The sequence below is a fragment of the Nocardia gipuzkoensis genome (genome assembly GCF_021183645.1).
Classification (GTDB): Bacteria; Actinomycetota; Actinomycetes; order Mycobacteriales; family Mycobacteriaceae; genus Nocardia; species Nocardia abscessus.
Genome location: NZ_CP089225.1, coordinates 5,079,725 through 5,106,685, shown reverse-complemented (window position 1 = coordinate 5,106,685; position 26,961 = coordinate 5,079,725). Strand labels below are relative to the sequence as shown.

Annotated in this window: 24 protein-coding genes and 1 riboswitch; of the genes, 9 read left to right on the top strand and 15 right to left on the bottom strand. The window is 69.6% G+C overall.

Going from position 1 to position 26,961, the window contains the following annotated elements:
* Nucleotides 1-82: 82 nt before the first annotated feature.
* The 7 genes from LTT66_RS23130 (at nt 83) to LTT66_RS23100 (ending at nt 6,743) form a co-directional block, all read left to right on the top strand.
* Nucleotides 83-2,629 (top strand): sensor histidine kinase, encoded by a 2,547-nt coding sequence (locus LTT66_RS23130; RefSeq protein WP_233060622.1) that lies wholly within the window; start codon nt 83-85, stop codon nt 2,627-2,629.
* 1 nt (nt 2,630) lies between these two features.
* A complete protein-coding gene (locus LTT66_RS23125) occupies nt 2,631-3,362 on the top strand; it encodes a response regulator (RefSeq protein ID WP_269822025.1) in 732 nt (243 codons plus the stop codon).
* Nucleotides 3,363-3,462: 100 nt separating this feature from the next.
* On the top strand, nt 3,463-3,924 hold the full coding sequence (locus LTT66_RS23120) for an OsmC family protein (protein WP_233060620.1): 462 nt from the start codon (nt 3,463-3,465) through the stop codon (nt 3,922-3,924).
* Nucleotides 3,924-4,202, top strand: a complete 279-nt coding sequence (locus tag LTT66_RS23115) for an acylphosphatase (protein WP_181718687.1) — start codon at nt 3,924-3,926, stop codon at nt 4,200-4,202. The genes LTT66_RS23120 and LTT66_RS23115 overlap by 1 nt, the downstream gene beginning before the upstream one ends.
* Before the next feature lie 30 nt (nt 4,203-4,232).
* Nucleotides 4,233-5,057 (top strand): hypothetical protein, encoded by an 825-nt coding sequence (locus LTT66_RS23110; RefSeq protein WP_233060618.1) that lies wholly within the window; start codon nt 4,233-4,235, stop codon nt 5,055-5,057.
* Nucleotides 5,058-6,224: a glutathionylspermidine synthase family protein gene (locus tag LTT66_RS23105; protein ID WP_233060616.1), complete on the top strand. Its 1,167-nt coding sequence runs from the start codon at nt 5,058-5,060 to the stop codon at nt 6,222-6,224.
* A 63-nt stretch (nt 6,225-6,287) separates the two neighbouring features.
* Nucleotides 6,288-6,743: a DUF350 domain-containing protein gene (locus tag LTT66_RS23100; RefSeq protein ID WP_043695410.1), complete on the top strand. Its 456-nt coding sequence runs from the start codon at nt 6,288-6,290 to the stop codon at nt 6,741-6,743.
* Between the two features lie 86 nt (nt 6,744-6,829).
* Here LTT66_RS23100 and LTT66_RS23095 read toward each other — a convergent pair whose 3' ends face one another.
* The 12 genes from LTT66_RS23095 to LTT66_RS23040 all read right to left on the bottom strand — a co-directional run bounded on the left by LTT66_RS23095 (nt 6,830) and on the right by LTT66_RS23040 (nt 18,622).
* The gene (locus tag LTT66_RS23095; protein ID WP_233060615.1) at nt 6,830-7,018 is read right to left on the bottom strand and encodes a hypothetical protein; all 189 of its coding nucleotides are present in this window, start codon (nt 7,016-7,018) and stop codon (nt 6,830-6,832) included.
* 98 nt (nt 7,019-7,116) lie between these two features.
* Entirely contained in the window at nt 7,117-9,246 is a 2,130-nt protein-coding gene (locus LTT66_RS23090) for an amylo-alpha-1,6-glucosidase (protein ID WP_408638664.1), read from the bottom strand.
* Nucleotides 9,243-10,436 carry a glycosyltransferase family 4 protein gene (locus LTT66_RS23085; protein ID WP_233069359.1) on the bottom strand — a complete coding sequence of 398 codons (1,194 nt, stop codon included), beginning with the start codon at nt 10,434-10,436 and terminating at the stop codon, nt 9,243-9,245. Before LTT66_RS23085 ends, LTT66_RS23090 begins: the two co-directional genes overlap by 4 nt.
* Nucleotides 10,437-10,788: 352 nt before the next feature.
* On the bottom strand, nt 10,789-11,898 hold the full coding sequence (locus LTT66_RS23080) for a winged helix DNA-binding domain-containing protein (protein ID WP_233060613.1): 1,110 nt from the start codon (nt 11,896-11,898) through the stop codon (nt 10,789-10,791).
* Nucleotides 11,899-11,976: 78 nt separating this feature from the next.
* Nucleotides 11,977-13,500, bottom strand: coding sequence for a PstS family phosphate ABC transporter substrate-binding protein (locus LTT66_RS23075; protein ID WP_233060611.1), 1,524 nt, complete (start codon nt 13,498-13,500; stop codon nt 11,977-11,979).
* Nucleotides 13,501-13,603: 103 nt separating this feature from the next.
* Nucleotides 13,604-14,641, bottom strand: coding sequence for a PHP domain-containing protein (locus LTT66_RS23070; RefSeq protein ID WP_233069358.1), 1,038 nt, complete (start codon nt 14,639-14,641; stop codon nt 13,604-13,606).
* A 28-nt stretch (nt 14,642-14,669) separates the two neighbouring features.
* Nucleotides 14,670-15,251 carry a dihydrofolate reductase family protein gene (locus LTT66_RS23065; RefSeq protein WP_043695418.1) on the bottom strand — a complete coding sequence of 194 codons (582 nt, stop codon included), beginning with the start codon at nt 15,249-15,251 and terminating at the stop codon, nt 14,670-14,672.
* A gap of 63 nt (nt 15,252-15,314) precedes the next feature.
* A complete protein-coding gene (mutM, locus tag LTT66_RS23060) occupies nt 15,315-16,175 on the bottom strand; it encodes a bifunctional DNA-formamidopyrimidine glycosylase/DNA-(apurinic or apyrimidinic site) lyase (protein ID WP_233060610.1) in 861 nt (286 codons plus the stop codon).
* A gap of 1 nt (nt 16,176) precedes the next feature.
* Complete coding sequence (gene rnc, locus LTT66_RS23055; RefSeq protein ID WP_181718693.1) at nt 16,177-16,890, bottom strand: ribonuclease III; 714 nt, start codon at nt 16,888-16,890, stop codon at nt 16,177-16,179.
* Between the two features lie 22 nt (nt 16,891-16,912).
* Nucleotides 16,913-17,095: a 50S ribosomal protein L32 gene (rpmF, locus tag LTT66_RS23050; protein WP_043695426.1), complete on the bottom strand. Its 183-nt coding sequence runs from the start codon at nt 17,093-17,095 to the stop codon at nt 16,913-16,915.
* Nucleotides 17,096-17,148: 53 nt separating this feature from the next.
* Nucleotides 17,149-17,778 (bottom strand): YceD family protein, encoded by a 630-nt coding sequence (locus LTT66_RS23045; protein ID WP_233069357.1) that lies wholly within the window; start codon nt 17,776-17,778, stop codon nt 17,149-17,151.
* A 97-nt stretch (nt 17,779-17,875) separates the two neighbouring features.
* Nucleotides 17,876-18,622 carry a DivIVA domain-containing protein gene (locus LTT66_RS23040; protein WP_195096219.1) on the bottom strand — a complete coding sequence of 249 codons (747 nt, stop codon included), beginning with the start codon at nt 18,620-18,622 and terminating at the stop codon, nt 17,876-17,878.
* A 203-nt stretch (nt 18,623-18,825) separates the two neighbouring features.
* Between LTT66_RS23040 and LTT66_RS23035 the strand changes: the two genes are divergently transcribed.
* Nucleotides 18,826-19,344, top strand: coding sequence for a GtrA family protein (locus LTT66_RS23035; protein WP_233060608.1), 519 nt, complete (start codon nt 18,826-18,828; stop codon nt 19,342-19,344).
* A gap of 39 nt (nt 19,345-19,383) precedes the next feature.
* Here the strand turns inward: LTT66_RS23035 and coaD are convergent, their stop codons facing one another.
* From coaD to LTT66_RS23020, 3 genes are read right to left on the bottom strand one after another with little or no spacing between them, the layout of a single operon-like run.
* Nucleotides 19,384-19,869, bottom strand: coding sequence for a pantetheine-phosphate adenylyltransferase (gene coaD / locus LTT66_RS23030; RefSeq protein ID WP_043695432.1), 486 nt, complete (start codon nt 19,867-19,869; stop codon nt 19,384-19,386).
* Nucleotides 19,870-19,921: 52 nt separating this feature from the next.
* Complete coding sequence (gene rsmD / locus LTT66_RS23025; protein ID WP_233060607.1) at nt 19,922-20,485, bottom strand: 16S rRNA (guanine(966)-N(2))-methyltransferase RsmD; 564 nt, start codon at nt 20,483-20,485, stop codon at nt 19,922-19,924.
* Nucleotides 20,482-23,886, bottom strand: coding sequence for a pyruvate carboxylase (locus tag LTT66_RS23020; RefSeq protein WP_233060605.1), 3,405 nt, complete (start codon nt 23,884-23,886; stop codon nt 20,482-20,484). The genes rsmD and LTT66_RS23020 overlap by 4 nt, the downstream gene beginning before the upstream one ends.
* A gap of 261 nt (nt 23,887-24,147) precedes the next feature.
* Nucleotides 24,148-24,378: riboswitch (cobalamin riboswitch) on the top strand.
* A 116-nt stretch (nt 24,379-24,494) separates the two neighbouring features.
* Here LTT66_RS23020 and metE point away from each other — a divergent pair.
* Entirely contained in the window at nt 24,495-26,795 is a 2,301-nt protein-coding gene (metE, locus tag LTT66_RS23015) for a 5-methyltetrahydropteroyltriglutamate--homocysteine S-methyltransferase (RefSeq protein ID WP_233060604.1), read from the top strand.
* Nucleotides 26,796-26,961: the final 166 nt, after the last annotated feature.

The following is a 26,961-nucleotide window of genomic DNA, read 5'->3' as shown; positions in this document are numbered from 1 at the left end:
CGCGGTCCGGATACCCGGCACAGCGCGCCGGAACGACCGAGGGCGGTACGGCCGAGGACGCGCGGCGCGCGATGATGGACACGTGAAACGCGGTCAGCTGCGGATCTACCTCGGCGCCGCTCCTGGAGTCGGCAAGACCTACGCCATGCTCGGCGAGGCGCACCGGCGGCTGGAGCGGGGCCGCGATGTGGTCGCGGCGGTGGTCGAAACACATGGCAGGAAGAAGACCGCGCAATTGCTCGACGGCATCGAGCGCATTCCACCGAAACTGATCGAGTATCGCGGCAGCACCTTCCCGGAACTCGACGTCGAGGCGGTGCTGCGGCGCGCTCCAGCGGTGGTGCTCGTCGACGAGCTGGCGCACACCAACGCACCGGGGAGCAAGCACGAGAAGCGCTGGCAGGACGTGACGGACCTGCTCGAGGCGGGCATCGACGTGATCTCCACGGTCAACGTGCAGCATCTGGAGAGCCTCAACGATGTCGTGGAGCAGATCACCGGCATCCAGCAGCGCGAGACGGTGCCCGACGCGGTGGTGCGCGAAGCCGATCAGGTGGAGCTGGTCGATATCACGCCGGAAGCGCTGCGGCGCAGGCTGTCCCACGGCAACGTGTATGCCGCCGAGCGGATCGACGCCGCGCTGCGCAACTACTTCCGGGCGGGAAACCTCACCGCGCTGCGCGAGTTGGCGCTGCTGTGGCTGGCCGACCAGGTCGACGCCGCGCTGGCCAAGTACCGGGCCGACCATCAGATCACCGAGCTGTGGGAGGCGCGCGAACGCGTCGTCGTGGCGGTGACCGGCGGCCCGGAATCGGAGACGATCGTGCGCCGAGCCAGCCGGATCGCCACCAAATCCAGCGCCGACCTGGTGGTGGTGCACGTGGTGCGCGGCGACGGCCTTGCCGGGGTCTCCACCGAGCGGATGGCGCGGCTGCGTGAGCTGGCGGCCAGCCTGGACGCCTCGCTGCACACCGTCACCGGCGAGGACGTCCCCACCGCGTTGCTCGAGTTCGCCCGCGAGGCCAACGCCACCCAGCTCGTGCTCGGCACGTCGCGGCGCTCGCGCTGGGCGCGCATTTTCGACGAGGGCATCGGGTCCACGGTGGTGCAGCTGTCCGGCAAGATCGACGTGCACATGGTGACGCACGAGCAGGCCCACCGCGGGCTGCACTACTCGGCCCTGCACCCGCGCCGCCCCGTGGCCGCTTGGCTGGCAGCCGTTCTCGTACCGGCGCTGGTCTGCGCGTTGAGTGCCGTCTACCTCGACGAGGTCCTGGATCTCGGCGGCATCAGCGCCGTGTTCGTGGTCGGCGTGGTCGCGGTCGCGCTGCTCGGCGGCGTCGTGCCCGCGTCGTTCTCGGCGCTGCTGTCGGGCCTGCTGCTGAACTGGTTCTTCGCGCCGCCGCGCTACAGCCTGACCATCGCCGAGCCGAACAGCTTCATCACCGTGGTGGTGCTGCTCATCGTCGCCGTCGCGGTGGCGGCGCTGGTCGATCTGGCCGCGAAGCGAACCGGCCAGGCGCGCAAGGCCTCCCGGCAGGCCGAGTTGCTGACCATGTTCTCCGGCGCGATTCTGCACGGCGCGGACCTCCCCCGGCTGCTGGAGCAGATCAGGGAGGTCTTCGCGCAGCGCGCGGTCGCCCTGCTGTCGGGTGAGCAGGTGCTCGCCGAGGTGGGGATCGACCCGCCGCGGCGGCCTTCCGACGCGGATACCGTGGTCGAGGCGGGCGACGCCGGTCACTGGCTGCTGCTCGCAGGCCGCCCGCTCGCGGCGGCCGACCGTCCGGTGCTCAACGCGGTCACCAACCAGGCCGTCGCGCTGCTGCGGCAGGCGCGCCTGGCCGAGGAGGCCAGCGCCGCCGCGGCTCTGCTGGAAGCGGATCGCCTGCGGCGGGCGTTGCTCTCGGCGGTCAGCCACGACTTGCGCACCCCGCTGGCCGGAGCAAAGGCGGCGGTTTCCAGCCTGCGCAGCGACGACATCGAGTTCTCCCCGGAGGACACCACCGAACTGCTGGAGACGATCGAGGAATCGGTGGATCAGCTCACCGCCCTGGTCGGCAACCTGCTCGACTCCTCGCGACTCGCGGTCGGCGTGGTCACGCCGCGGTTGCGGCGGGTCTACCTGGACGAGGCGGTGCACCGCGCGCTGGTGAGCGTCGGTATGGGCGCGCGCGGGCTGCGGCGCGCGGCGATGGACCGGGTCCGGGTGGAAGTCGGCGACGTCTCGGTGCGCGCGGACAGCGGCCTGCTGGAACGGGTGCTGTCCAACCTGGTCGACAACGCGCTGCGGCACGCGCCACGCGCGGGCACGGTCCGGGTCACGGCCGAACGCACCGGCGAGCGGGTCTCGATCGCCGTCGTGGACTCCGGGCCCGGCGTGCCGCACGGCACGGAGGAGCAGCTGTTCGAACCGTTCCAGCGTCTCGGTGACCGGGACAACACCACCGGCGTGGGGCTGGGTCTGTCGGTGGTGCGCGGGTTCGTCGAGGCGATGGGCGGCACGGTGCACGCCGAGCCGACGCCAGGCGGAGGATTGACCATGCTGGTCGACCTGCCCGGCGGCGAGCCGCCGAACGCCAACGGCACGGGCGGCGCCATGGCCCGCGAGACAACGAGTGCAGGTGAGTGAGGTGCCCGTGACGACACAGGAGGCGGCGGTGGCGAAGACGCCCGAGGCGGTGGCGACGAAGGTGCTCGTGGTCGATGACGAACCGCAGATCGTGCGCGCCCTGCGGATCAATCTGTCGGTCCGCGGCTACGAGGTGATCACCGCCGCGACCGGTGGCGCGGGCCTGCGCGCGGCCGCCGACCGGCACCCGGACGTGGTGATCCTCGACCTCGGCCTGCCCGACATGGACGGCATCGAGGTGCTCGGCGGACTGCGCGGCTGGACCTCGGCTCCGGTGATCGTGCTGTCGGCGCGGACCGATTCCGCCGACAAGGTCGAAGCGCTGGACGCGGGCGCCGACGACTACGTCACCAAGCCGTTCGGCATGGACGAGCTGCTGGCGCGGCTGCGCGCCGCGGTACGCCGCGGCGCCACCGATCCCGACGCCTCCGCGCCCGTGGTGACGACCGAATCGTTCACCGTCGACCTGGCCGCCAAGAAGGTCACCAAAGGCGGCGTGACCGTGCACCTGACCCCCACCGAGTGGGGCATGCTCGAGATGCTGGTGCGCAATCGCGGCAAGCTGGTCGGGCGGCGCGAGCTGCTGCGCGAAGTGTGGGGCCCCTCCTACGCCACCGAGACCCACTACCTGCGGGTCTACCTGGCGCAATTGCGCCGCAAGCTGGAAGACGATCCGTCCCGGCCCAAGCATCTGCTCACCGAAGCGGGCATGGGTTACCGGTTCCAGGAGTAGTAATTCCGGCCACGACCGCCCGGCGCGCGGAATGGCGCGGCGGGGCGCGGTGTTGCCAGCCGCGCGAGCTGATTGCGACGACAATGGCAGGATCGAACTCATGGCTGAACAGACCGTTACCACCGCCGGCGCTGCGCCGATCGCGTCCGAACCCACCACGCTGTGGGTCGAGCGCACCGGGACCAGGGCCTACACCGGCCGCAGCTCTCGCGGCGCCGAGGTACTGATCGGTTCGCAGGGCGTCCCCGGTGTGTTCACCCCCGGCGAGCTGCTGAAGATCGCGCTCGCCGCGTGCTCGGGCCTGAGCGCGGACTTCCCGCTGTCGCGCAAACTCGGTGACAACTTCGACGCGACCATCCGCGTCTCCGGCGACGCCGACCGGGAGAACGAGGTCTATCCGCACCTGGACGAGGTGTTCGAACTCGACCTCAGCGATCTCGACGACGCGGCCAGGGAACGGTTGCTGGTCACCGTGCAGCGTGCGATCGACAAGGTCTGCACGGTGGGACGGACGCTGAAGGCGGGATCGAAAGTGACGCTGTCGTTCGACATCGAGGCCTGATGGCCGAGGCCGTTCGGTTGAGCGCCTGGGTGCACGGCCTGGTCCAGGGCGTGGGTTTTCGCTGGTGGACCCGGTCGCGGGCGTTGGAACTCGGACTGGTCGGGCACGCGACCAACGCCAGGGACGGCCGGGTGCACGTGATCGCGGAGGGGCCGCCAGCGGCGTGCGAGCGGTTGCTCGCACGCTTGCGTTCCGGGGATACACCTGGTCAGGTGAGGTTGGTTGTGGAAAGCTGGGAGCCCGCGCGGGGTGATTTGACCGGTTTCGAGGAGCGGTAGTGGTGGTTCGGGTGACGAGGGGGCACAGCGGTGAGCACACGTAATCCGGGTGACGACGAGCGCCGGGACGAGCCCGAGCGGCCGTCCGGCCCGCGATCCCCGGCCGATGGCGAGCAGGCGTCCACCCCGGCCACGCCCGGGTCGGGCGACGAACAGGACTGGTCGACGCCCGTCTCCGCTGGAACGGACCGGTCGACGCCCGCACCGAGTGGCCCCACCGAGCAGCCCGAGATCGACTGGTCGACGCCCACTTCCGCGGCGCCCGATACCGCGAGCGCTCCGGGCGCCGGGGAACCTCCCGCCGCGTCCGCGCCGCGCCCCGGCAGCATCCAGCGGCAGCAACCCGGCGTGACCCAACCCCGCCCGCAGACGGTGGCCGAAGCACGGGCACGAGACAAGGCGCGCAGGCGCACCGAAGAAGCGCAGCGCGCCGCCGCGGCGGCCGAGGAGGCCAAGAAGCGCACCCGCAAGCGCGTCATGATCGGCGGTGCCGCCATTGTCGGCGTCGCCGCTCTGGTCGGCGGCGGCTATCTGGCCTATCGCGCCCTGACCGCGCCGGACCGGGTCACGGCTCAGTGCGTGAAAGTGGAGAACGGTCAGGAGATCGTGGTCGACGATGCCTACTGCGGCGACGGCCGTCCCGGATTCGTCAACGACGGCGGAGTCAATCCGGGTTTGATCATCCTCGGCGGCGGACCGCAGTACCGCTACTACTACGGCGGCACCGGCACCGTCGGCAAACCGCCGACCGGCGGCACCACGATCAAGCCGAAGAACGCCGAGATCAAGACCAAGAGCGGCACCACCATCCAGCGCGGCGGTCTGGGCAGCAAGAGCACCGGCGGAGGGTCGTAGATGCGGCGCGTACGGGATACGCCACGGCCGGGCTGGCAGCGGACCATCGAAAGCCAAGGCTTGGTCTACGGTTCCCCGGGGCGGGACGCGAGCGGTCAACCCCGGCCGTACTGGGACGAGTCGGTGCACTACGAGTTCGACATGCCGGAGATCCTCGCGCTGGAGGCCGACGTCGAACTGCTGCACTCGATGTGCCTGAACGCGGTGGAGCACATCGTGCTCACCGAGCGGTTCGCCGATTTCGGCCTGCCCGAGTGGTGCTGGGGCCCGATCGCCGAATCCTGGCGGCGCTCCGACCCGCACGTGTACGGGCGCTTCGACCTGCGCTACGACGCGCGGCGTCCGGCGAAACTGCTGGAGTACAACGCGGACACGCCGACCTCCCTGCTGGAAGCGGCGATCGTGCAGTGGCACTGGCTGACCGACCGCTACCCCGGCGGCGACCAGTGGAACTCGTTGCACGAGAAGCTCGTCGAGCGGTGGGGCGAGCTGCGCGATGTGCTGCCCGGCTCGCAACTGCACTTCACCTGGTCCGGCGCGGACGCCACCGGCGAGGACAACGTCACCACCGCCTATATGCAGGAGACCGCGGCCGAGGCCGGTTTCGACACGATCGCGCTGCCGATCGAGGAGATCGGATTCGACTCGGAGCTGGAGCGGTTCGTCGACCTGGCGGAGGCTCCGATCGAAGCCGTCTTCAAGCTCTACCCGTGGGAGTGGGTGCTCGATGACGATTTCGGGAAGCGAGTGGTGGACAGCCTGCCGGAGACCATGTGGATCGAACCTCTGTGGAAGACCTTGCTGAGCAACAAGGCGATCCTGGCGGTGCTGTGGGAGATGTACCCTGGCCACCCGAATCTGTTGCCCGCCTACCTCGACCAGCCCAACGAACTCACCGAATACATCCGCAAACCGAAGCTGGGACGCGAAGGCGCCAACATGACCATCGTCGGCGCCGGCCTGGAGACCGCGACCGGCGGTGTCTACGGCGAGGAAGGCTATGTGTACCAGTTGCTCGACCCGCTGCCGGAATTCGACGATATGCGCCCGGTACTGGGCGCGTGGATCGTCGGCGACGCCGCGGCGGGGCTCGGTATCCGCGAGACCGCGGGGCTGATCACCGACGACGGCTCCGCCTTCGTCCCGCACCGCATCCTCCCCGACTGAGCATCGTCACTGACAAGCACGAATCCCTCTCGGCGCAGGCCAACCCACTTCGGAAGGATCAAGATGACCGCAGTCGCCCTGGAATCGGGGTACTGGAACTCGCTGGGCGAGGGGGTGGGGGCGATCGTCCTCTACGCCCTCGTCGGCTTGGTGCTCATGCTCGTCGGCTTCTACGCCATCGACCTGACCACCCCGGGCAAGCTGCGCAAGCTGGTGGTGGCGGGCAAACCGAACGCCATCATCGTCACCGCCGCGGGCATGATCAGCATGGCGTTCATCGTGGTACTCGCCATCCTGGCCGTGGGCAGCGGCGGCAAGCTCTCCGAGGGCCTGATCGCCGCCCTGGTGTTCGGCCTGGTCGGCATTGTCGCTCAGGTCATCTCGGTGCGCGTCATCGAGCGGGCGATCGGCATCGATATCGGCGCCGCGCTGCACGCCGAAACCTACACCACCGAGGTGCTCGTGGTGGCGGCCGCGCATTTCGCGCTCGGGCTGGTCGTCGCCTTCGCGATTCTGTAGCCCGCGCGCCGGTTCACGGCCGTGATCGGGCGGGATGCTCGTACTCCCCGCCCGATCAGTCGCCGCGCGGGCTGAGAACCTCTCGGTCAGTGCGCGTCTTGATGGTCGAGGCAATAAGCCGCCGCCGCCAGGTACTGGCAGCATTCCGGGCCGTGACCGGCGTGCACGCTGCGGATGAACAGGGCGCGATCCAGGTCGAGATCCGTCGAGGGTTCCGCGGCACAGTCCCGATACTGTGTCCGCCACAGGTCCTGCATATCCAGCGATGTCTGCATCGTGCACCACCTTCCGTGCTACGTATCAGTGCGAGAAGGCTTGCCAAGATCCCTACGCCGGAGGCATACCCGCTAGCGCCCTCGGCAACCGGTGTGCGTCACCGGGTCACCAATCGCCAGTCGTCGGGCAGGCGCGCCGCGGTGATCTGCGCGCCCTCGGCCTCCAGGTCGACGGTGGTCGCACCGAGCCGAAGAGCGCGCAGCGAGACCCTACCCCACCGCGCGGGCAGCTGCGGCCGGACGGTGAGCGTCCGGGTCGGCGCGTCGGGGTCGAGTCCGAAGAACGCGCGCACCAGCAACAGCGGCGCCGCGCTCGCCCACGCCTGCGGCGAGCAGGACGTCGGATACGGCACGGGAGAGGCGAAGCGCGATCGGGGAAAGCCGCAGAACAACTCCGGCAGACGCCCGTCGAACATCGCCGCCGCGTCCAGCAGACCGGTGGCCAGCTGTGTCGCCAGCTCGACCGCACCGGGAATGTGCCGGTAGCGCAGCAGCCCCGCCACCGCGATGGCCGTGTCGTGCGGCCAGACCGAGCCGCAGTGATAGCTCATGGGGTTGTAGGCGCCCATGTTCGAGGCCAGGGTGCGCAACCCGAACCCGGAGTCCATCTCCGGGCTCGCCATGCGCGACACGAGTTCGGCGGCGTGCTCGTCCGTGGCGATGCCCGACCAGAGGCAGTGCGCGACATTGCTGGTCAGTGAGTCGACCTGGCGTTTGCCGCCGTCCAGCGCCACGGCGTACCAGCCGCGGTCGGGCAGCCAGAACTGCTCGGCGAACTTGACCCGCAGCTCCGCGGCGCGTTCGCGCAGCTGTCCGGCCAGCCGCGGGTCGTCGAAGGCGTCGGCCAGCTCGGCCCTGGCCAGCATCGCGGCGTGCACGTAGCCCTGCACCTCGCACAGCGCGATCGGGGCCTCGGCGATATGGCCGGTGGCGTCGTTGATTCCGTCGAAGCTGTCCTTCCAGCCCTGATTGGTCAGGCCGCGGTCGGTGGCGCGACGGTACTCGACGAATCCGTCGCCGTCCCGGTCGCCGTAGTCGGTGATCCAGTGCAGCGCGGCATCGGCGGCGGGCAGCAGGTGCCGGATCGCCTCGGCGTCCGCGCCCCAGCGATGGCATTCGGCCAGCAGCATCACGAACAGCGGTGTGGCGTCGGCGGTTCCGTAGTAGATATTGCCGCCGAACACCTGCCCGCCCGCCGGGCCGCGGCGCATCTCGTGCATGATGCGGCCCGGTTCCTCCTCGGTGAGCGGATTCACGTCCTGCCCTTGCAGTTCCGCCAGCTGCTGCAGCGTGCCCAGCGCCAGGTCGACCTCCAGCGGCAGCGCCATCCACGCGGTGAGCAGGCTGTCGCGGCCGAACAGGGTCATGAACCACGGCGCGCCCGCGGCGACGAACGGCCGGGCGTCGCCGGATTCGTCGTGCATCTGCAAAGCGCCCAGGTCACTTTCGGTGCGGCGCAGTACTCGGGTGAGCGCCGGGTCGGACGCGGCGATGTCGGTGGCGGTGTCGCGCCACGCCTCGATCTTGCGGCCGGGCGCACTGATCCCGTAGTGCTCACCGGGAGAGATCGCCTGGAATCGCTGGTTGCCCACCGTCGGCTGGGCGATGATCTCGGTCTGCCAGCATTCGCCGACCGGCACGATCACCCGCCACACCAGCGAACCTGGCATAACCTCCGGCTCCACGGTCGCCGAGATCGAGATCCCCCGGCTGCGGTCGGCGTGGTCGTGCAACACCAGTTCGCCGTCGGCGACCGTCACGTCGGCCCGGGCGTGTCCGGCGCGGCCTTCCTTCACCGCGAACAGGTCGACGAAGTCGGCGTCCACGTGCAGCTCCAGCAGCACCGCCGTGGGCTCACGGCCCATGTTCTCCAGCGTGATCAACTCGTGCATGCCGTCGGCGACGATCCGTTCGCGCACCACCAGCAGCGTGCTGTCGGCCAGGCCCGCCTGCGGGGGCCTGCGCAACACGAACCTGGCGGCGAACGCCTCCGGACTCAGTACCGACAGCGGCTCGGCGGGTTTGCCGTTCACCAGCAACTCCCAGCGCGACAGCACACGCGCGTCCCGGAAGAACAAGCCGTGCGGCTTGCCCGTCTCGACATCGCCGAGCCGATTGGACAGGCAGAACGTGCCGCCTTCGACCAGGGTGACCGAGCCGCACCCCCCGAACCCGGTGGGCTCACCGGAATTCAGGGGGGCGGGGGTCAACGGTGCGGAACCGGTCACGCCAATCCGCTCGCCGCGATCCTGACCGGCGCGGAGCCGGGCGTGCTGTCGACCGGCGCCACGGCGGGCGCCGCGGTGTCCAGCGGCGCGGCGCCGAACCGCTTCTTGGAGCGCAACAGCCGACGATAGACCTGCTCGTACCCGAAGCCGAGCGTGTCGGAGCCGAACTTGGCCTGCACGTGGGAGCGGCAGGCGTACGGGTCCATCGCCCTGACCTCTTCGATGGCCGCGGGCAATTCGGCGGGATCGGAACAGATGCGGCCGGTCACGCCGTCGACGATCACCTCGGACACCGCCCCGCCGCGCAGCGCGACCACCGGCGTGCCACAGACCATGGATTCGATCATCACCATGCCGAACGGTTCCTCCCAGCGGATCGGGAACAACAGGCAACGCGCATTCGCAAGCAGCTTACGCTTGGCCGCCGCGTCGGCGAGACCGAACAGGTGATCGTTGTCCGTCAACAGCGGCCGCACCTTCTCCTCGAAGTATGCCTGTTCAGGACGTTCGCTGCACTTACCGGCGAGCACCAGCGGGATACCCGCGGCGTGCGCGGCCTCCAGCGCCAAGTGCGGCGCCTTGCACTCGTTGAACCGGCCGAGGAACAGCGCGTAGTCGTCCTTCTCGACCCGGAACGGCCAGTCGTCGACGTGCAGCGCATTGTGCACGCGTCCGGACCAATTGAGGCCCGGCGCGAGTTCGCGCTGACGGTCGCTGATCGCCACGAGCGCCACCTCGTCGCCCAGATCCTGGTAGTAGCGGTAGATGTCGTCCTCCACCGGCCCGTGCACGGTCAGCACCGTCGGCAGGCCCATGCTCTGGAAGACGGACGCGTTGAGCGGGCCCGCGAAGGTGTGGTCGTGCACCAGGTCGATACCCGATGTCGCCACGAGCTTCTCGATGGCGCGGCGCACCCGCAACGCGTGCACGACCTCGGGGAACGGCTCTCCGAGGCGCTCGGGCAGCGCCCGGTCCCACACCGGCACGAACTTGGCCTTGGTCCCTGGCTCCCCCGCGCCCAACAAGGTGACGTCGTGGCCGCGGGCCACCAATGCGTCGACCAGATCGGCCACCACGGCCTCGACACCACCGTACGCCTTGGGCGGGACGTCGAAGTACGGCGGCACGACCATCGCGATGCGAAACGGGCCGCTGGCATGATCTGTCGACAAGTAGTCGGACGACGGCATTTCCAGATCGGACGATGCCTGCGCGGAAATAGGCACGGAAAGCGCGCTCATGACCCTCCTTCCAGGGACAACCAAGTAGCACTCGCATTCACCCAGCACTCGGAGTACCGGGCGCCGAACTGAACTAAGTGGCCGCCGCGGCGGGGGTGAAGACCTAGCTGCACCGCCGTCCATGGGGCTTGGTTGGCCTGGTCACGCTTTCGGCATGATCAGGGGGGCCGAGTGGGAGGTACCTCAGGCGGCATCGTTCAAACCAAACAGTTCGGGAAAAATCGCGCCGCCCAGCGTTCGTTCAGCTACCGATGGGTAAGCCGGAGGCCCCGCCTTGTCCGCCGGGCCGGGACGCGGCCCCTCACCCCTCGATGACGACCCGTGGATCGTGGTCGGCCGCCATGGCATTCCCGCCCGCCACGATGAACGACAGCAGAGCCTCCGCCTCGGCGCGCACCGCCGCCTCGTCGGACGCGGACAGCGGGTGCCAGGGCACGATGCGCAGCGTGACGCCGTCGAGCGACCAGCGGCCGTGCACGAAGCCGTCGACCAGGTACATGGGCACGCCCGCGGAGGCCTCCCACGCGGTGCGCTTGCGGTCTTCCTCGCTGATGATCCTGCGGCGGTCCTTGTGACCCAGCAGCGCGTTGTCGAAGGCGGGCAGAAAACGTACGGGCACGGGCAGATCCGGCTCGGCCAGCGGCGCGTCCGGCAGGTCGAACAGCACGCGGCGCTGGTCGTCGGTGAACACCCGCAGCCGGGTGCGCAGGTCGTCGACGACCTCGGCCAGCCGGGTGATGCCCGCCCACGCCTGCATGTCGGCCACCGTCGCAGGACCGAACGCGGCCAGGTAACGCAGGACCAGCGTCTCGGGCTGGGCCGCCTCCGCCATGGGCACGCCCGTCCATTCCTCGGCCAACCCGACCGTGACGTACCGGTTGCGCCACCGCCCCCACGCGCCGGTCTCCGCGCCGTGCGCCAACGGGACCAGCAACTCGACGGTTTCGGCGAGTCGGCGCGTATGCCGGTCCGGGAAGCGCGGGGCGAGTAGTTCGCCCAGTTCGCGGCGGCGCAGCTGCTGTCCGGCCAGCAGTTCGCGTCCCGCCGCCGCGAGTTCGTCCAGGTCGACACCGTCGATCTCGTCGCGGTAGTACGGCGCTTTCAGCGCGGCGGCGACCACCGGCTGCACCGTCGGCCGCAGCCAGCGGAAATCGGCGGCGTCGGCCAGGTGCACGGTCCGGCGGATCATGGTGGAACGCACCAGGCTGCGATCACGCAGCAGCGCCGCCAGGTCGTCGTGCCGGAACCCCGCCAGGCGCGACCACAGCCCCACATAGGGCCAGTTCGGCTCCTGGCCCTGCACCGCGACCAGATGCCGGACGAGGTCGAGCGGGGTCAGCTCCACTCGTTCCACCAGTTTCTGGCGGACCAGCAGCGTCCGATTCAGTTCGCGCAGCGACAGTTCCGTCATGCGTCCATCCTCGCCGAGACCACCGACATCCCGGCGTTCCCCGCGACGCGGACCCGCTGTGCCGACGGTCCCGGCAGGTCACCGCTCGGGCAGGCAGCGCCCCGGGTCGGGCAGGTCGGCGCACGGCGCGTTGCCGTGCGCGCGCAGCACCTCTTTCCCGGTCTGATCGGTCAGGAAGTGCAGGAAGCTCGCCGCGAGCGAGTCACCGGGCAATTCGCCGTTGCTGTAGGCGTACTCGACTCCCCAGAAGGGGTAGGTGCGCTGCACGGCGGCATCGCGGCTCGCGCCGACGCCGTCGAGCGCGATGGTCGGCAGACCGGCGTCGATGGCCTCGGATAACTCCGAATAGCCGATGGCGCCGGGAATCTCGGCGACCGCCTTGCGCATGTCCGCGGTCACCTGAACCTCACAGTGCGCGGTCGCGGTGATGACCGTGCCCTTCAACGCCGTGCAGCTCACGTGCGGGCGATCCGGCTGTGTACCGTCGAGCAGCCTGCGCTCGAAGGTGTTGCGCGTACCCGAGCCCGGTATGCGGTTGACCAGCACGACCGGCAGGTCCGGGCCGCCCACCTCGCGCCAGTTGCCGATCCCGCCCCGGTACAGCTGCTGGATCTGGGCGACGGTGAGCCCGCCGATACCGACGCCGGGATGCACCATCATGGTGAACAGCGACAACGCGAGCGGCCGGTGCACCAGTGCCGGATAACCGTTGCCCTTCGTGCCGTCGGTGATGGCGAGCAACCCCGACTTGCCTTCCCCCTCCTCGGCGAGCCGGTCCAATCCGCGCTCGGTTCCCTCGAAGGCGAAGGCGAAATTCGCGCCGGTGCAGCGTTTCCGATACTGCTCGGCGGCTTCCCGGACGACCGGCCCGAACGCCGACGACCCGACCACGGTCAGCTTTCCCGAGGCGCACTCCAGCGGCGTCGGCGACGGCTCGAGCGCGGAGACCACCAGCTGGACGATGATCACCAGCACCAGGAATACGGTGAGCGCGGCCATCATCCCGGAAATACCCGTGTTGCTGCGGGTCTCGATGATCCGGCCGCCCTTGATGCCGCCGCGCAGCACCGGCTGTGGATACTCGCCGTCGCCCTCGGAACGCTGCAGGATGGCCAGGATCTTGTAGTGATCACCCGGGCCGAGCGGCACCTTGGGCAGATCGATCACGCCGACGTGCCCGGTGTCCTCGGGCACCGCGATGCCGGAGTTCGCGTCGAGATTGTCGGCCAGGTCGGGATCGCTGAGTTCGTTCACCGCCATGCCGATCACGCGGCGCTGCGGGAAGCGCAGGTGCAGACCGACTCGCGCGGCGTCCGGAGCCTTGTAGTCATGGGTGTCGATCGTGGTGACGCCACTGTTCTCGATGCGCACCAGAACGACCGAGATGTCCTTCAGGTCAGGGCTCGCGCCGTCGAGCGAGGGGCGCAGTTGCGGAAGCACCCCGGGAAACACCGACTCGATCTCGCCGGTGACCGGCGTGTCCATCTGTACCCGGTAGCCGAGCCGCCTGCGGCCGGCGAAGACGAATTCCCACAGGAACGCGCAGATGGGTACGGCGATACCGATGAGCGCCAGAACGATTTCGAGCGGAAAATCGCCCACCAGTTGATCCCACCCCCAGCAATCCGTGTGGACCCCATTCTCGGCGGCAATCACATTCCGACACAGGGGAAGCCGAACTATTCGGCAACAGTTAACCCGTCGGTCATGCTCCCGCGCGAGTCCAGGCCAGCAGATCCGCCAGCGGCCAGGTGTTGATCACCCGTTGCGCCGCAACACCGTTCGCGACGGCGCGCTCACACCCGTACCCCTGCCAGTCGAGCTGTCCCGGTGCGTGCGCGTCGGTGTCGATCGAGAAGTGACACCCCATCTCGGCGGCCAGACGCAGCAATCGGGAAGGGGGATCCAGTCTTTCGGGTCTGCTGTTGATCTCCACGGCGGTGCCGTAGACGCGACACGCCTCGAACACCACCTCGGCGTCGAATGCCGACTCCGGCCTGGTGCCGCGTCCGCCAGCGACCAGGCGGCCGGTGCAGTGGCCGAGCACGTCGACGTGGGGATCGGCGACCGCGCGCACCATGCGCTTGGTCATGGTCGCGCTGTCGTCGCGCAGATGCGAATGCACGCTGGCCACGACGATGTCCAGCCGGGCGAGCAGATCCGCCTGCTGGTCGAGGGAGCCGTCGTCGAGGATGTCCACCTCGATACCGGTGAGCACCCGGAACGGCGCCATCCGGTCGTTGAGTTCGGCCACCACGTCCAGCTGCTTGCGCAACCGGTCGGCGGACAGGCCGTTGGCCACGGTCAGGCGCGGCGAATGGTCGGTGAGGGCACAGTATTCGTGCCCCAGCGCGGCCGCGACCCGCATCATCTCCTCGATCGGGCTGCCGCCGTCGGACCAGTTCGAGTGGGTGTGCAGATCACCGCGCAGCCGCTCCCGCAACGGCTTGCCCGGCGCCCCGATCGGCTGCGCGGCAGCGCGCAACTCGGTCAGATACCGCGGCACCTCGCCCGCGGAAGCCTGCTCGATGATCGCCGCGGTCTTGGGCCCGATCCCCGCGAGTTCGGTCCAGGTGCCTGCCTTCCGTCGCGCCTCGCGCTCGTCGGCGGGCAAACCCGCGACGACGTCGGCCGCACGCCGGTACGCCTTGACCCGGTGGGTTTCGGCTCGGGAGCGCTCCAGCCAGAAGCCGATCTCGCGCAGCGCCGCCTCCGGACCGGGCTGGGTGGCGCGGTCCGGCATCCCGGTCGGCTCCTGGTCCGGCACCGCGCTATCGCACCCGGCTGTACTTCACGAAGGCCACGCCGTCTTCGAACACCGTGCTGGTGATCACCCGGAACTTGGCGGGCTCCGGCAGCCGCGACCCGGTGCCGAACAGCGCGCGGCCGCTGCCGAGCACGAGCGGGTAGAGCTTGAGGAAGATCTGGTCGATCTCCGGCAGCAGCACCTGCGCCAGCTCACCACCGCCGCACAGCCAGATGCCCAGACCGTTCTCCCGCTTGAGTTCCTTCACCTTCTCGATCGGGTTCTCGGCGATCAGCTCCACGGCCGGATCGGGGCTTTCGGGCAGCGTGGTCGAGACCACGAACTGACGCAGGTGCGCGTAGGGGCTCGAGGTGCCGGTGCGGACGCCGAAGTCGTGGGTCTTGCGTCCCATCAGCACCGTGTCGAAGTACCGATTGCGCTCCTCCACGCCGAGCGCCTCGCGCACCTTGGCGGGCAGCGTCTCGGGGTACTGCGCATTGATCGACGGACCGTGATCGCCGCCGACGGGGAAGAAATCGACCGAGCCCTCTTCGGTGGCGATGAATCCATCGATGGTCGACGCGACGTAATAGGTGAGCTTGCGCATGCTTCCTTCCTCACGGTCGGGTGACATTCCGAACCGCCCTGAGGAAACGGTAGCTCGCGCGCGCTAGCGACGGCGAGGCTTCGGCTGGCAGCGCGGGCAGGAGTAGGACGAGCGGTTCATGAACCGCTCCCGGATGATCGGCGCACCACACCGGCGACACGGCTCGTGCTCCCGACCGTATACGGCGAGGGCCCGTTCGAAGTAACCCGACTGGCCGTTGACGTTCACATACAGTGCGTCGAAGGACGTGCCGCCCGCGGCGAGCGCTTCGCCCATCACGGCGCTCACCTCGGCGAGCAACCCGCGCACGGCCGGTCTGGACAGCCCGGACGCGAGCCGGCCACCGTGGATCCGCGCGCGCCACAAAGCCTCGTCGGCGTAGATGTTGCCGATCCCCGAGACCACGCCCTGGTCGAGCAGGACACGCTTGATCTCGCTCTGCTTGCCCCGGATCACCGCGACCACGGATTCGACGTCGAAACGCGGATCCAGCGGGTCGCGAGCGATGTGCGCGACCGGCTCCGGCACCAGGGTGCCGTCCACCTCGACCAGCGGCGCGAGCGCCCAGCCGCCGAAGGTGCGCTGGTCGACGAACCGCAGCTGAGTGCCGTCGCCGAAGGTGGCGCGGATGTGCGCGTGCTTCTCCACCGGCGCGTCGGCGGACTGGACCAGCATCTGACCGCTCATGCCCAGATGCACGACCAGGGCGGCTTCCGGGTCGTCGAAGGTCAGCCAGAGGAATTTGCCGCGCCGCTGGGCCGACTCGACCGTCAGACCGGTCAACCGCGCGGCGAGATCGGCGGCGCCTTCGAGATGGCGGCGCACCGAACGGGGATGGGTGATCGCCACCGATTCGACGACCCGGCCCACCACGTGCTCGGCGAGCCCGCGGCGCACGACCTCGACCTCGGGTAGTTCGGGCACGTCAGGTTTCGGCGGTCAGCGCCTCGTAGGCGGCCCCCGCGGCCTTCTGCTCGGCTTCCTTCTTGGACCGGCCGACGCCCTGCCCGTAGGCCCGGCCGCCGACCACCGTGGTGGCGGTGAATTCCTTGTCGTGGTCCGGCCCGGTCGAGGTGATCTCGTAACTGGGCACGCCGAGACCACGCTCGGCGGTGAGTTCCTGCAGGCTGGTCTTCCAGTCCAGGCCGGCGCCCATCCGCGGGCCGCGCTCGAGCAGCTCGGCGAACAGCCGCAGCACCACCGAGCGCGCCACCTCGATGCCGTGCTGTAGATGCACGGCGCCGAGCAAGGACTCCATGCCGTCGGCGAGGATGCTCTCCTTGTCCCGGCCGCCGGTGAGTTCCTCACCTTTGCCGAGCAGCAGGTGCACACCGAGGCCGCCCTCGCCGAGCCCGCGGGCTACCTCCGCGAGGGCGCGCATGTTCACCACGCTCGCGCGCAGCTTGGCCAGCTCGCCCTCGCTCTTCGAGGGATGCTCGTGATACAGCCGCTCGGTAATGCTCAGCCCGAGCACGGAATCGCCGAGGAACTCGAGACGCTCGTTCGTCGGCAGGCCACCGTTCTCGTACGCATACGACCGATGGGTCAGCGCGAGACGCAGCAGATCCGGGTGCAGGTCGACGCCCAAGGCTGCGAGCAGGCTCGCGTGTTCACCGGACGAGTCGGGTTCGTCGGTCACGTCGCTACGACAGGTCGAACGGTCAGACCGCGGCGGTGACCTGGCGGCCCTTGTAGGTGCCGCAGGAGGGGCAGGCGATGTGCGGCAGGGTCTTCTCGCCGCAGGCGCGGTTCGGGCAGGTGATCAGGGCCGGCGCGACAGCCTTCCACTGGCTGCGCCGCGACCTGGTGTTGGAACGGGACATCCGGCGCTTGGGAACGGCCACGACTACTTCTCCTCTGTCCTAATTGCTCTGCCGGTTCGGCTGATCGGTCTTGCTCAGTGGTCTCGGTCGGCCGCACCCTCGTCGGGGCTGCCTGCGCCGGGCGATCCGGAGGCGAATTCAGCCAGTCCGGCCCAGCGAGGGTCAAGTATCTCATGCCGGTGGCCGGATTCCGCAATCGCCATCCGTATGCCGCATTCCGGGCACAGTCCCGCGCAATCCGGCGTGCACAGCGGCTGCAGCGGCAGCTCGAGGCCGACCGCGTCGATCACCACGGGCTCCAGGTCGATGAGGTCGTCGACCAGGCGGTAGACCTCGTCGTCCTCGGTGGTCTGCTCGGTCGTGCTGTCCGGGTAGGCGAACAGCTCGGTCACCCGCAGCGCGACCTCACCGGTGAACGGCTCCAGGCAGCGCGAGCACTCCCCCTCGATCGGCGCGGACACCGTTCCGGTGACCAGCACGCCCTCCGACACCGCCTGCAATTGCAGGTCGAGCTCCACCTGCGCGCCCACGGGAACGGCGATCAGATCCAGGCCGATCCGCTCCTCGGTGGTCACGGTGCGGCGCAGCTCGCGCATCGTCCCCGGCCTGCGGCCGAGGCTGCGGACGTCCAGCACGAAACCCGCGTCCGGCGACCGGCGCTTGGCCGACTGGGGACGCGACGTGGAACCGGAACCGGCGGACATCACGAACTCACTCACGATCGAGGGGATATGGGCAACCACTCAACAATAAGCGATCATGCGGTGCGCACCCAAACCCGGCCGACCGCCTTCGACGCCGCTACCTGCGGAATTCGGAGGCGTAGTCGGGTGCGCCCGCTCCGCTGCGGAGCTGATGACGCCCCCGCCCGACCGTGCGCAGCGTGCTGGCCAGCGTCTCCTCGAAATCGGCGAGCCTGGAGTCGACATAGTGATCGCATTCCTCGCGCAGCCGATCCGATTCGGCGTGCGCGGCATCGATCACCCTGGCCGATTCGGCATGCGCGGCGCGCACCACTTCGGTCTGGGTGACCAGCCGCTCCTGCTCGGCGAGGCCGTCGGCGACGGAGCGGTCGTAGGCCGCCTTGCCCGCCTCGATCATCCGCTCCGACTCCACCCGCGCCCGGCCGGTCACCGCCTCGTATTCGGCGTTGCCGTCGGCCACCACGCGATCGGCCTCCTCCTGCGCGCGGGCGACCAGGTGATCGGCGTGCGCGCTCGCCTCGGCGACCATCCGGTCGGCGTGCGCCTTGGCATCGGCCAGGATGCGATCGGCTTCCTCGCGCGCCGAGCCGATGGTGCGCTCGGCCTGTTCGTTCGCGCCTGTCACTGCGGTCTCGGCGGCGTTCCTGGCGTCGGAGACGATCTTGTCCCGGTGGTCGAGCACGTCTTGCGCGTCGTCGAGTTCGCCGGGCAGCGCGTCTCTCACGTCGTCGAGTAGTTCGAGCACGTCGCCACGCGGCACGATGCAGCTGCGGGTCGGCGGGATGCCGCGGGCCTCTTCGACAATGGCGACCAGTTCGTCGAGCGCTTCGAATACGCGATACATGCTCACTACCCTCCTGCGGACTCACGGCGAAACTCTCCGCCGAAGCCCAGTGTGCCCCTCGTCACCGCTCGTGCCGAGTCACTTTCCGGTGTGTCGTGCGGGTGTCTTGCACGCCACAGAAATCAAGTGGAGACTCCCTCTCCGCTTCGTGTTAGATTCTTTTGGAAGGTCGACCAACAAGGCCTCGTTCGATCGGAAAGACGATGACTGTTCTGGAACTACCGCGACCGGCGGGAGTGAGCGCCACCAGCTTCTTTGTGCCGTGGGTGAGCCCATACCCGGTACTGCCGAAGGCAGTCGGCGCGGCCAGGATCGGACAGCTCACCCGGTATCTGCGCGGCGATCGCGCCTTCGCGCAGCTGATCCGTTTCGCGCTGGTCGGCGGCTCCAGCAATATCGCCTATGTCCTGCTGTTCTTCGCCATGCACGGCGTCGGGCCGCTGATCGCCAATGTCGTCGGCTCCGTCGTGAGCACCGTCATCGCCAACGAGCTGCACCGCCAGCTCACCTTCCACGCCGCGGAACGGGTCGGCTGGTTCACCGCACAGTGGGAAGGCGGCGGGCTCGCGCTGGTCGGGCTCGGCATCACCACCGCGGGGCTGGCCGCGCTCGGCCTGTGGGCGCCCGGACTCGGGGACACCGCCCAGGCCGCCGCGATCCTGGCGATCACCGCCGCGGTCGGTGGCATGCGCTTCCTGGCCCTGCGCGGCCTGGTGTTCTGAGCCGCCTCTCCTGCTCTTCAGGCCGTACGGACCGGTCGGTCAGCTGTTGCGCTCGGCCAGGCGGTTCAGGAGGCGCTTGTGCACCGAGGGGGGCAGCATGTCACTGACGTCGCCGCCGTATGCGGCGACCTCCTTGACCAGGGAGCTGGACAGGTAGCTGAAGGACGGGTTGGTGGCGATGAAGAAGGTGTCCACGCCGGAGAGCTTCTTGTTCATCTGCGCCATCTGCAGTTCGTAGCCGAAGTCGCCGGCATCGCGCAGGCCCTTCACGATCGCGGTGATGCCCTGCTCCCGCGCGAAGTCCACGGTGAGGCCCTGCCACGAGTCCACCCGGACATTGCCCAGGTGGGCGGTCGACTCGCGCAGCATCTCGATGCGCTCCTCGACGGTGAACATGCCCTGCTTCTTCGGATTGATCATGACGGTGATGACGACCTCGTCGAACTGGGCCGCCGCCCGGGTGAAGACGTCGAGGTGACCGTAGGTCACCGGGTCGAACGATCCGGGGCACAGTGCTCCTGCCATGAGCCGACGCTAGCAGGGCACCGGCGGCCCGGCACCAGGGGCCGACCCGCGCCTATCCGTCCGGCTCGAACTCCGCGAGATCGATGCGTGTTTCGCCGTACCGGCGCGCCTTGGCGGGGACGTAACCTGCGGGCCAAGCGATCTCGGGTGAGCGCGCCGAGCGCTCCAGCACGATCACCGCACCGGGACGCAGCCACCCGTGCTCGGTCAGCGCGCGCAGGTCGGCCAGCACGGCGGCGTTGTCCACCGCGTAGGGCGGGTCGGAGAAGACCACGTCGAAGCGACCCGCCCCGCCCAGCCGCAGCACGCCGGCCACCGTCGCGATCCGTAATTCCGCGCCGGGCAGCCCGAGGTCGGCGATATTGCCGCGCACCACCGCCGCCGCCTTGCGGTCGGACTCGACGAGCAGGGCGTGCTCGGCGCCACGCGAGAGCGCCTCCAGCCCGAGCGCGCCGGAACCCGCGTAGAGGTCCAAGACGCGAGCGCCCGTGAAGTCCAGCCGAGCGTCCAACGCGCTGAACAGCGCCTCCCGTACCCGGTCGGACGTCGGCCGGGTGCCCGAGGGCGGCACCCGAAGGCGCCGCCCGCCCGCCGTTCCGGCGACGATCCGCGTCATCCCGCGGACGACTCCCGCACCGCCAGCTCGATGAGCAGGTCGCCGCCTTCGACCTGCTGCACGGCGCCGATGGCGACGCGACCGACGGTGCCCGCGCGGGGCGCGGTGATCGCGGCTTCCATCTTCATGGCTTCGATGGTGCCGATGGTGTCGCCCGCCGCGACCGAATCACCTTCGGACACCGCGAGAGTGACGACACCGGCGAACGGCGCGGCGATGTGGCCGGGGTTGGCCTTGTCGGCTTTCTCGGCGGCCGGAATCTCGCTGGCGATGGACCGGTCGCGGACCGAGACCGGCCGCAACTGGCCGTTGAGGATGCACATCACCGTGCGCATGCCGCGCTCGTCGGGTTCGGAGATCGCCTCCAAGCCGATGAGCAGGGTGACGCCCTTCTCCAGCTGAACTCGGTGTTCCTCGCCGCGGCGCAGGCCGTAGAAGAACTGGTTGGCCGACAAGCCGGAGGTGTCGCCGTACTTCTCGCGGTGGGCGAGGAATTCGGCGGTCGGGCCGGGGAACAGCAGCCGGTTCAGCGTCGCCCGGCGCTCCTCGGAGCTACCGGCCAGCCCCTTCTCGTCCGCGGGTGTCAACGGTGTCTCGGGTTTGGCCGCACCGCGTCCGGCCAGTGCCTTGCTGCGGAACGGTTCGGGCCAGCCACCGGCGGGGGTGCCCAGTTCACCGCGCAGGAACCCGATCACCGAGTCCGGGATGTCGTAGCGGCCCGGGTCGGCGGCGAAGTCCTCGACGTCGACGCCGGTACCGACCAGCGCCAACGCCAGATCACCGACGACCTTCGAGGACGGCGTGACCTTCACCAGGCGGCCCAGCAGCCGGTCGGCGGCGGCGTACTTCGCCTCGACCTCTTCGAACCGGTCGCCCAACCCGAGCGCGATCGCCTGCTGGCGCAGGTTCGACAACTGCCCGCCGGGAATCTCGTGGGTGTAGACGCGACCGGTCGGCGCGGGCAGCCCGGACTCGAACGGCGCGTACACCTTCCGCAGCGCTTCCCAGTACGGCTCCAGGTCGCACACGTTCTGCAGGTTCAACCCGGTGTCGTACTCGCTGTGCGCCGCGGCCGCGACGATCGCCGAGAGCGCGGGCTGGCTGGTGGTACCGGCCATCGCGGCGCTCGCGCCGTCGACCGCGTCCGCACCGGCCTGCCACGCGGCCAGGTAGGTGGCCAGCTGCCCGCCCGGGGTGTCGTGCGTGTGCACGTGCACCGGCAGATCGAAATTGCTGCGCAACGCGGTGACCAGCGTGGTCGCGGCCGGGGCGCGCAACAGTCCGGCCATGTCCTTGATCGCCAGCACGTGCGCGCCCGCGTCGACGATCTGCTCGGCCAGCTTCAGGTAGTAGTCCAGGGTGTAGAGCGACTCGTCCGGGTTGGACAGATCGCCGGTGTAGCTGATCGCGACTTCGGCGATCGCGGTGCCGGTCTCGCGGACCGCGTCGATGGCCGGGCGCATCTGATCGACGTTGTTGAGCGCGTCGAAGATCCGGAAGATGTCGATGCCGGTGGCGGTCGCCTCGGAGACGAACGCGCGGGTCACCGCCTCCGGATACGGGGTGTAGCCGACGGTGTTGCGGCCGCGCAGCAGCATCTGCAAACAGATGTTCGGGACAACTTCCCGCAACGCCGCCAACCGCTCCCACGGGTCCTCGTACAGGAACCGCAACCCCACGTCGTAGGTCGCTCCGCCCCACGCTTCGATCGACAGCAGCTCCGGCGTCAACCGCGCGACATGCCCCGCCACCCCGAGCAGGCCGTTGGTGCGCACCCGGGTGGCCAGCAGTGACTGGTGGGCGTCACGGAACGTGGTGTCGGTGACGCCGACCGCCTTCTGCTCACGCAGAGCCCGCGCGAAACCTTCCGGTCCCAGCCGCAGCAGCCGCTGGCGGGAGCCGTCCGGCGGCGGCACGCTCAGATCGATGGCCGGCAGCTTGTCGTGCGGGTACACCGTGGTCGGCCGATCACCGTGCGGCTTGTTCACCGTGACGTCCGCCAGGTAGTCGAGGATCTTGGTGCCGCGGTCGGCGGACCGGCGCAGGGTCAGCAGCTGCGGGCGCTCATCGATGAACGAGGTGGTCACCCGGCCTGCCTTGAAGTCGGGGTCGTCCAGCACGGCGAGCAGGAACGGGATGTTCGTGGCCACGCCGCGGATGCGGAACTCCGCCAGCGCCCGGCTCGCCCGCGCCACCGCCGCACCGAAGTCGCGACCGCGGCAGGTGAGCTTGACCAGCATCGAGTCGAAATAGGCGCCGATCTCCGCACCCAGGTTCGCGCCGCCGTCCAGGCGGATGCCCGCGCCGCCCGGCGTGCGGTAGGCGGTGATGCGCCCGGTGTCGGGGCGGAATCCGTTGGCCGGGTCCTCGGTGGTGATCCGGCACTGCAGGGCCGCACCCCGGATGGTCACCGCGTCCTGGCTCAGGCCCAACTGCTCGAGGGTCTCCCCCGCGGCGATCCGCAGCTGCGACTGCACCAGGTCGACGTCGGTGATCTCCTCGGTCACCGTGTGTTCCACCTGGATGCGCGGGTTCATCTCGATGAACACGTGGTTGCCGCGCTCGTCCAGCAGGAATTCCACGGTGCCCGCGCACGAGTAACCGATCTGCCTGGCGAACGCGACCGCGTCGGCGCAGATCCGTTCCCGCAGGTCGGGATCCAGATTCGGCGCGGGCGCCAGCTCGATCACCTTCTGATGCCGACGCTGCACCGAGCAGTCCCGCTCGAACAGGTGCATCACATTGCCGTGCTGATCGGCCAGGATCTGCACCTCGATGTGGCGTGGGTTCACCACCGCCTGCTCCAGGAACACCGTCGGGTCACCGAACGCCGACTCCGCCTCCCGCGACGCCGCCTCGATCGACTCGCGCAGCTGCTCGGGCGCCGCGACCCGGCGCATACCGCGCCCGCCGCCGCCCGCGACCGCCTTGACGAAGATCGGGTATTCCAGCTGCTGCGACGCGGCCAGCAGCTCGTCCACGTCCGCCGACGGCGCGCTCGACCGCAGCACCGGCAGCCCGGCCGCCTTGGCCGCCTCGATGGCGCGCGCCTTGTTACCCGCCAGTTCGAGCACTTCGGCCGACGGGCCGATGAAGGTGATGCCCTCGCGGGCGCACGCCGCCGCCAGATCCGGGTTCTCCGACAAGAACCCGTACCCCGGGTAGATCGCGTCCGCTCCCGCCGACTTGGCCGCCTCGATGATCGCCTCGATCGACAGGTAGGCCCGCACCGGATGGCCGGCTTCGCCGATCTGATACGACTCCGCCGCCTTCAACCGATGAACCGAATTGCGGTCCTCGTAGGGAAACACGGCGACCGTCCCGATGCCGAGTTCGTACGCCGCGCGGAAGGCTCGGATGGCGATCTCGCCACGGTTGGCAACCAAGACTTTCGAGAACATTGACCTAAGGTACCCGGCCGTGTGAACCGCACCGACACGGAATCCCCCTTCGCAAACCTCTTCACAACGCCGACTAGCACCGTTGCGAAGTTGCGTTCACCGCGCCGATACATGGGCGACGCGGCAGCAACCGGTGTGCTGTCCGGAAGCCGGGCCGGTCGCCCTGGCGCCACCGCGCGTCCTATGCTGAACGGGCAGCTGGTTCACCGCGGCACGACGAGATGGAGCCCCGACGTCGTGCGACGGAGCCGAGCCCGCCCGTGCGGAGACGTCACGGCGGGCGAGAGGGAACCCGGTGAGAATCCGGGACTGTCCCGCAGCGGTATGCAGGAACGACCGCCGTCACCAGGCACTGGGTCAACCGAGCCGGAAGGCTCCGCGACTTGGGAAGCGACGGCCAGTAGGTCGGCCATGGGGACCACCCCGGCTCATGCCGGTCCCCCGGGGCCGGTGCCCGCGAGTCCGAAGACCTGCCAGCCGTGCCGGGTACGCCGTACCCGGCGGCCACCGCCTCGTGGATTGGGCGTGCGGATCACCAGCTGACGTGTCGGGCTCCTCGGCCGGGAATATCCCGGCATGTCACAAGGTTCTCCGCTGCCCGTACGGCGATGGCTCGTCATCCTCAGCAATGGAGAAACATCGTGACTGTTGCACAGCAAAAGCCGTTCACCGCAACGGTTCTCGGGCTACCACGAGTGGGGCCCAGGCGCGAGCTCAAGCGGGCCACCGAATCCTACTGGGCAGGCAAGATCGACGCCGGCCAGTTGCACGCCGTGGCGCGCGACCTGCGGCACGCCCAGCTCACCGAATCGCGGGCCGCGGGTCTGGACTCGATCCCGGTCGGCACGTTTTCCTACTACGACCAGATGCTCGACACCGCCGTCCTGCTCGGCGCGCTGCCGCCTCGGGTCGCCGGGATCGCGGACCCGCTGGAACGGTATTTCGCCGCCGCGCGCGGCACCGACACGGTCGAGCCCTTGGAGATGACCAAGTGGTTCGACACCAACTACCACTACCTGGTCCCGGAAATCGGCCCGGACACCGCCTTCTCCCTGCACCCGGAGAAGCTGCTGGAGGAATTGCGGGAAGCGCTCGAACTGGGTGTGCCCGCGCGGCCGGTGGTGATCGGCCCGATCACCTTCCTGAAGCTGGCGAAGTCCGGCGGCGGCTCGCCGCTCGCCCGGCTGATCGAGTTGCTGCCGCTGTATCGGGAGCTGCTGCGCAGGCTGGCCGCCGCCGGGGCGGAGTGGGTGCAGATCGACGAGCCCGTGCTGGTCACCGACCTCACGGCGGAGGAGATCGGCCTCGCGCAGGTCACCTACGACGAGCTCGCCGACGCCGCCGATCGTCCGGCGATCCTCGTCGCGACCTACTTCGGCCAGCCGGGTGCCGCACTCGCCGCCCTGGCGAGCACCGGCGTGGAGGGAGTCGCCCTCGACTTCACCTCGGGGGCCGATGTCGCCGCGGTGGCGGCCTTGCCCGCGCTGGCGGGCAAGCTGGTCGTCGCGGGAGTGGTGGACGGTCGCAATGTGTGGCGCACCGATCTCGACCGTGCCCTGACCACCCTCGGCACGTTGCTGGGATCCGCTGCGCACGTGGCGGTTTCGAGCTCCTGCTCGCTGCTGCACGTGCCCTACACCCTGGCCGCGGAGACGCGATTGGACGAGCGGCTGCGGTCCTGGCTGGCGTTCGGCGCGGAGAAGGCGGCCGAGGTCCGCCTGCTCGCGACCGGGCTGAGCGAGGGCACGGAGGCCATCGAGGCGGACTTGGCCGCGGCGCGCGCGGCACTGGCGTCGCGGCGGTCGGACCCGCGGCTGAACGACGCGCGGGTGCGGGCCAGGCTGGCCGAGCTCGAGCCGGACGCCGTTCGCCGCGCCCCCGCCGAGCAGCGCCGGGAACTGCAACGGGACCGGTTGCGGTTGCCCGCGCTGCCGACCACGACGATCGGTTCCTATCCACAGACCGCGAGCATCCGGCTGGCGCGAGCGGCGCTGCGCAAGGGCGAGATCGATCAGGCGGAGTACGTGCGCCGGATGCGCGCCGAGATCGCGGACGTCATCGCGCTCCAGGAGGAACTGGGCCTGGACGTGCTGGTGCACGGCGAGCCGGAGCGCAACGACATGGTGCAGTACTTCGCCGAGCAGCTCGACGGGTTCGCGGCGACCGAGCACGGCTGGGTGCAGTCCTACGGCACGCGCTGCGTGCGGCCGCCGATCCTGTTCGGCGACGTGGCGCGGCGGGAGCCGATGACCGTGGAGTGGATCGGCTACGCGCAGTCGCTCACCGACAAGCCGGTGAAAGGCATGCTGACCGGCCCGGTGACCATTCTGGCGTGGTCGTTCGTGCGCGACGACCAGCCGTTGGGCGAGTCCGCTCGCCAGGTGGCGCTGGCGATCCGGGACGAGACCGTCGACTTGGAGTCGGCGGGCATCCGGATCATCCAGGTCGACGAGCCCGCCCTGCGGGAACTGCTTCCGTTGCGCACGGCCGATCAGTCCGAGTACCTGGAGTGGTCGGTGCGGTCGTTCCGGCTCGCGACCTCCGGGGTGTCGGATGCGACGCAGATCCACACGCACCTGTGCTACTCGGAGTTCGGTGAGGTGATCGATGCGATCGCCGGGCTCGACGCCGACGTCACCTCGATCGAGGCGGCACGCTCCCGGATGGAGGTGCTCGACGATCTGAACGCGGCGGGTTTCGACCTCGGCGTCGGGCCGGGCGTCTACGACATCCACTCGCCTCGGGTTCCCGGTGTCGAGGAGATCACCGCGTCGCTGCGCGCGGCGCTGAAAGCCGTTCCGGCCGAACGGCTCTGGGTGAATCCGGACTGCGGGCTGAAGACCAGGGGACGCGTCGAGGTGGAGGCCTCGCTGCGCAACATGGTCGCCGCGGCGGCGGCCGTGCGGTGACCCGGCCCGCCTGACCGATGACCGGTGCCCCCTTCGCCTGGCGAGGGGGGCACCGAATCCGCCACGGCCTCAGTCGGATTCCGGCTCCGGCCGGGGCGGCTGCCGCCGCCGCAACGTGTACCGATCACAGGGCTCTTCCCGCCGCGTCACCGGCAGCTCCCGTGCC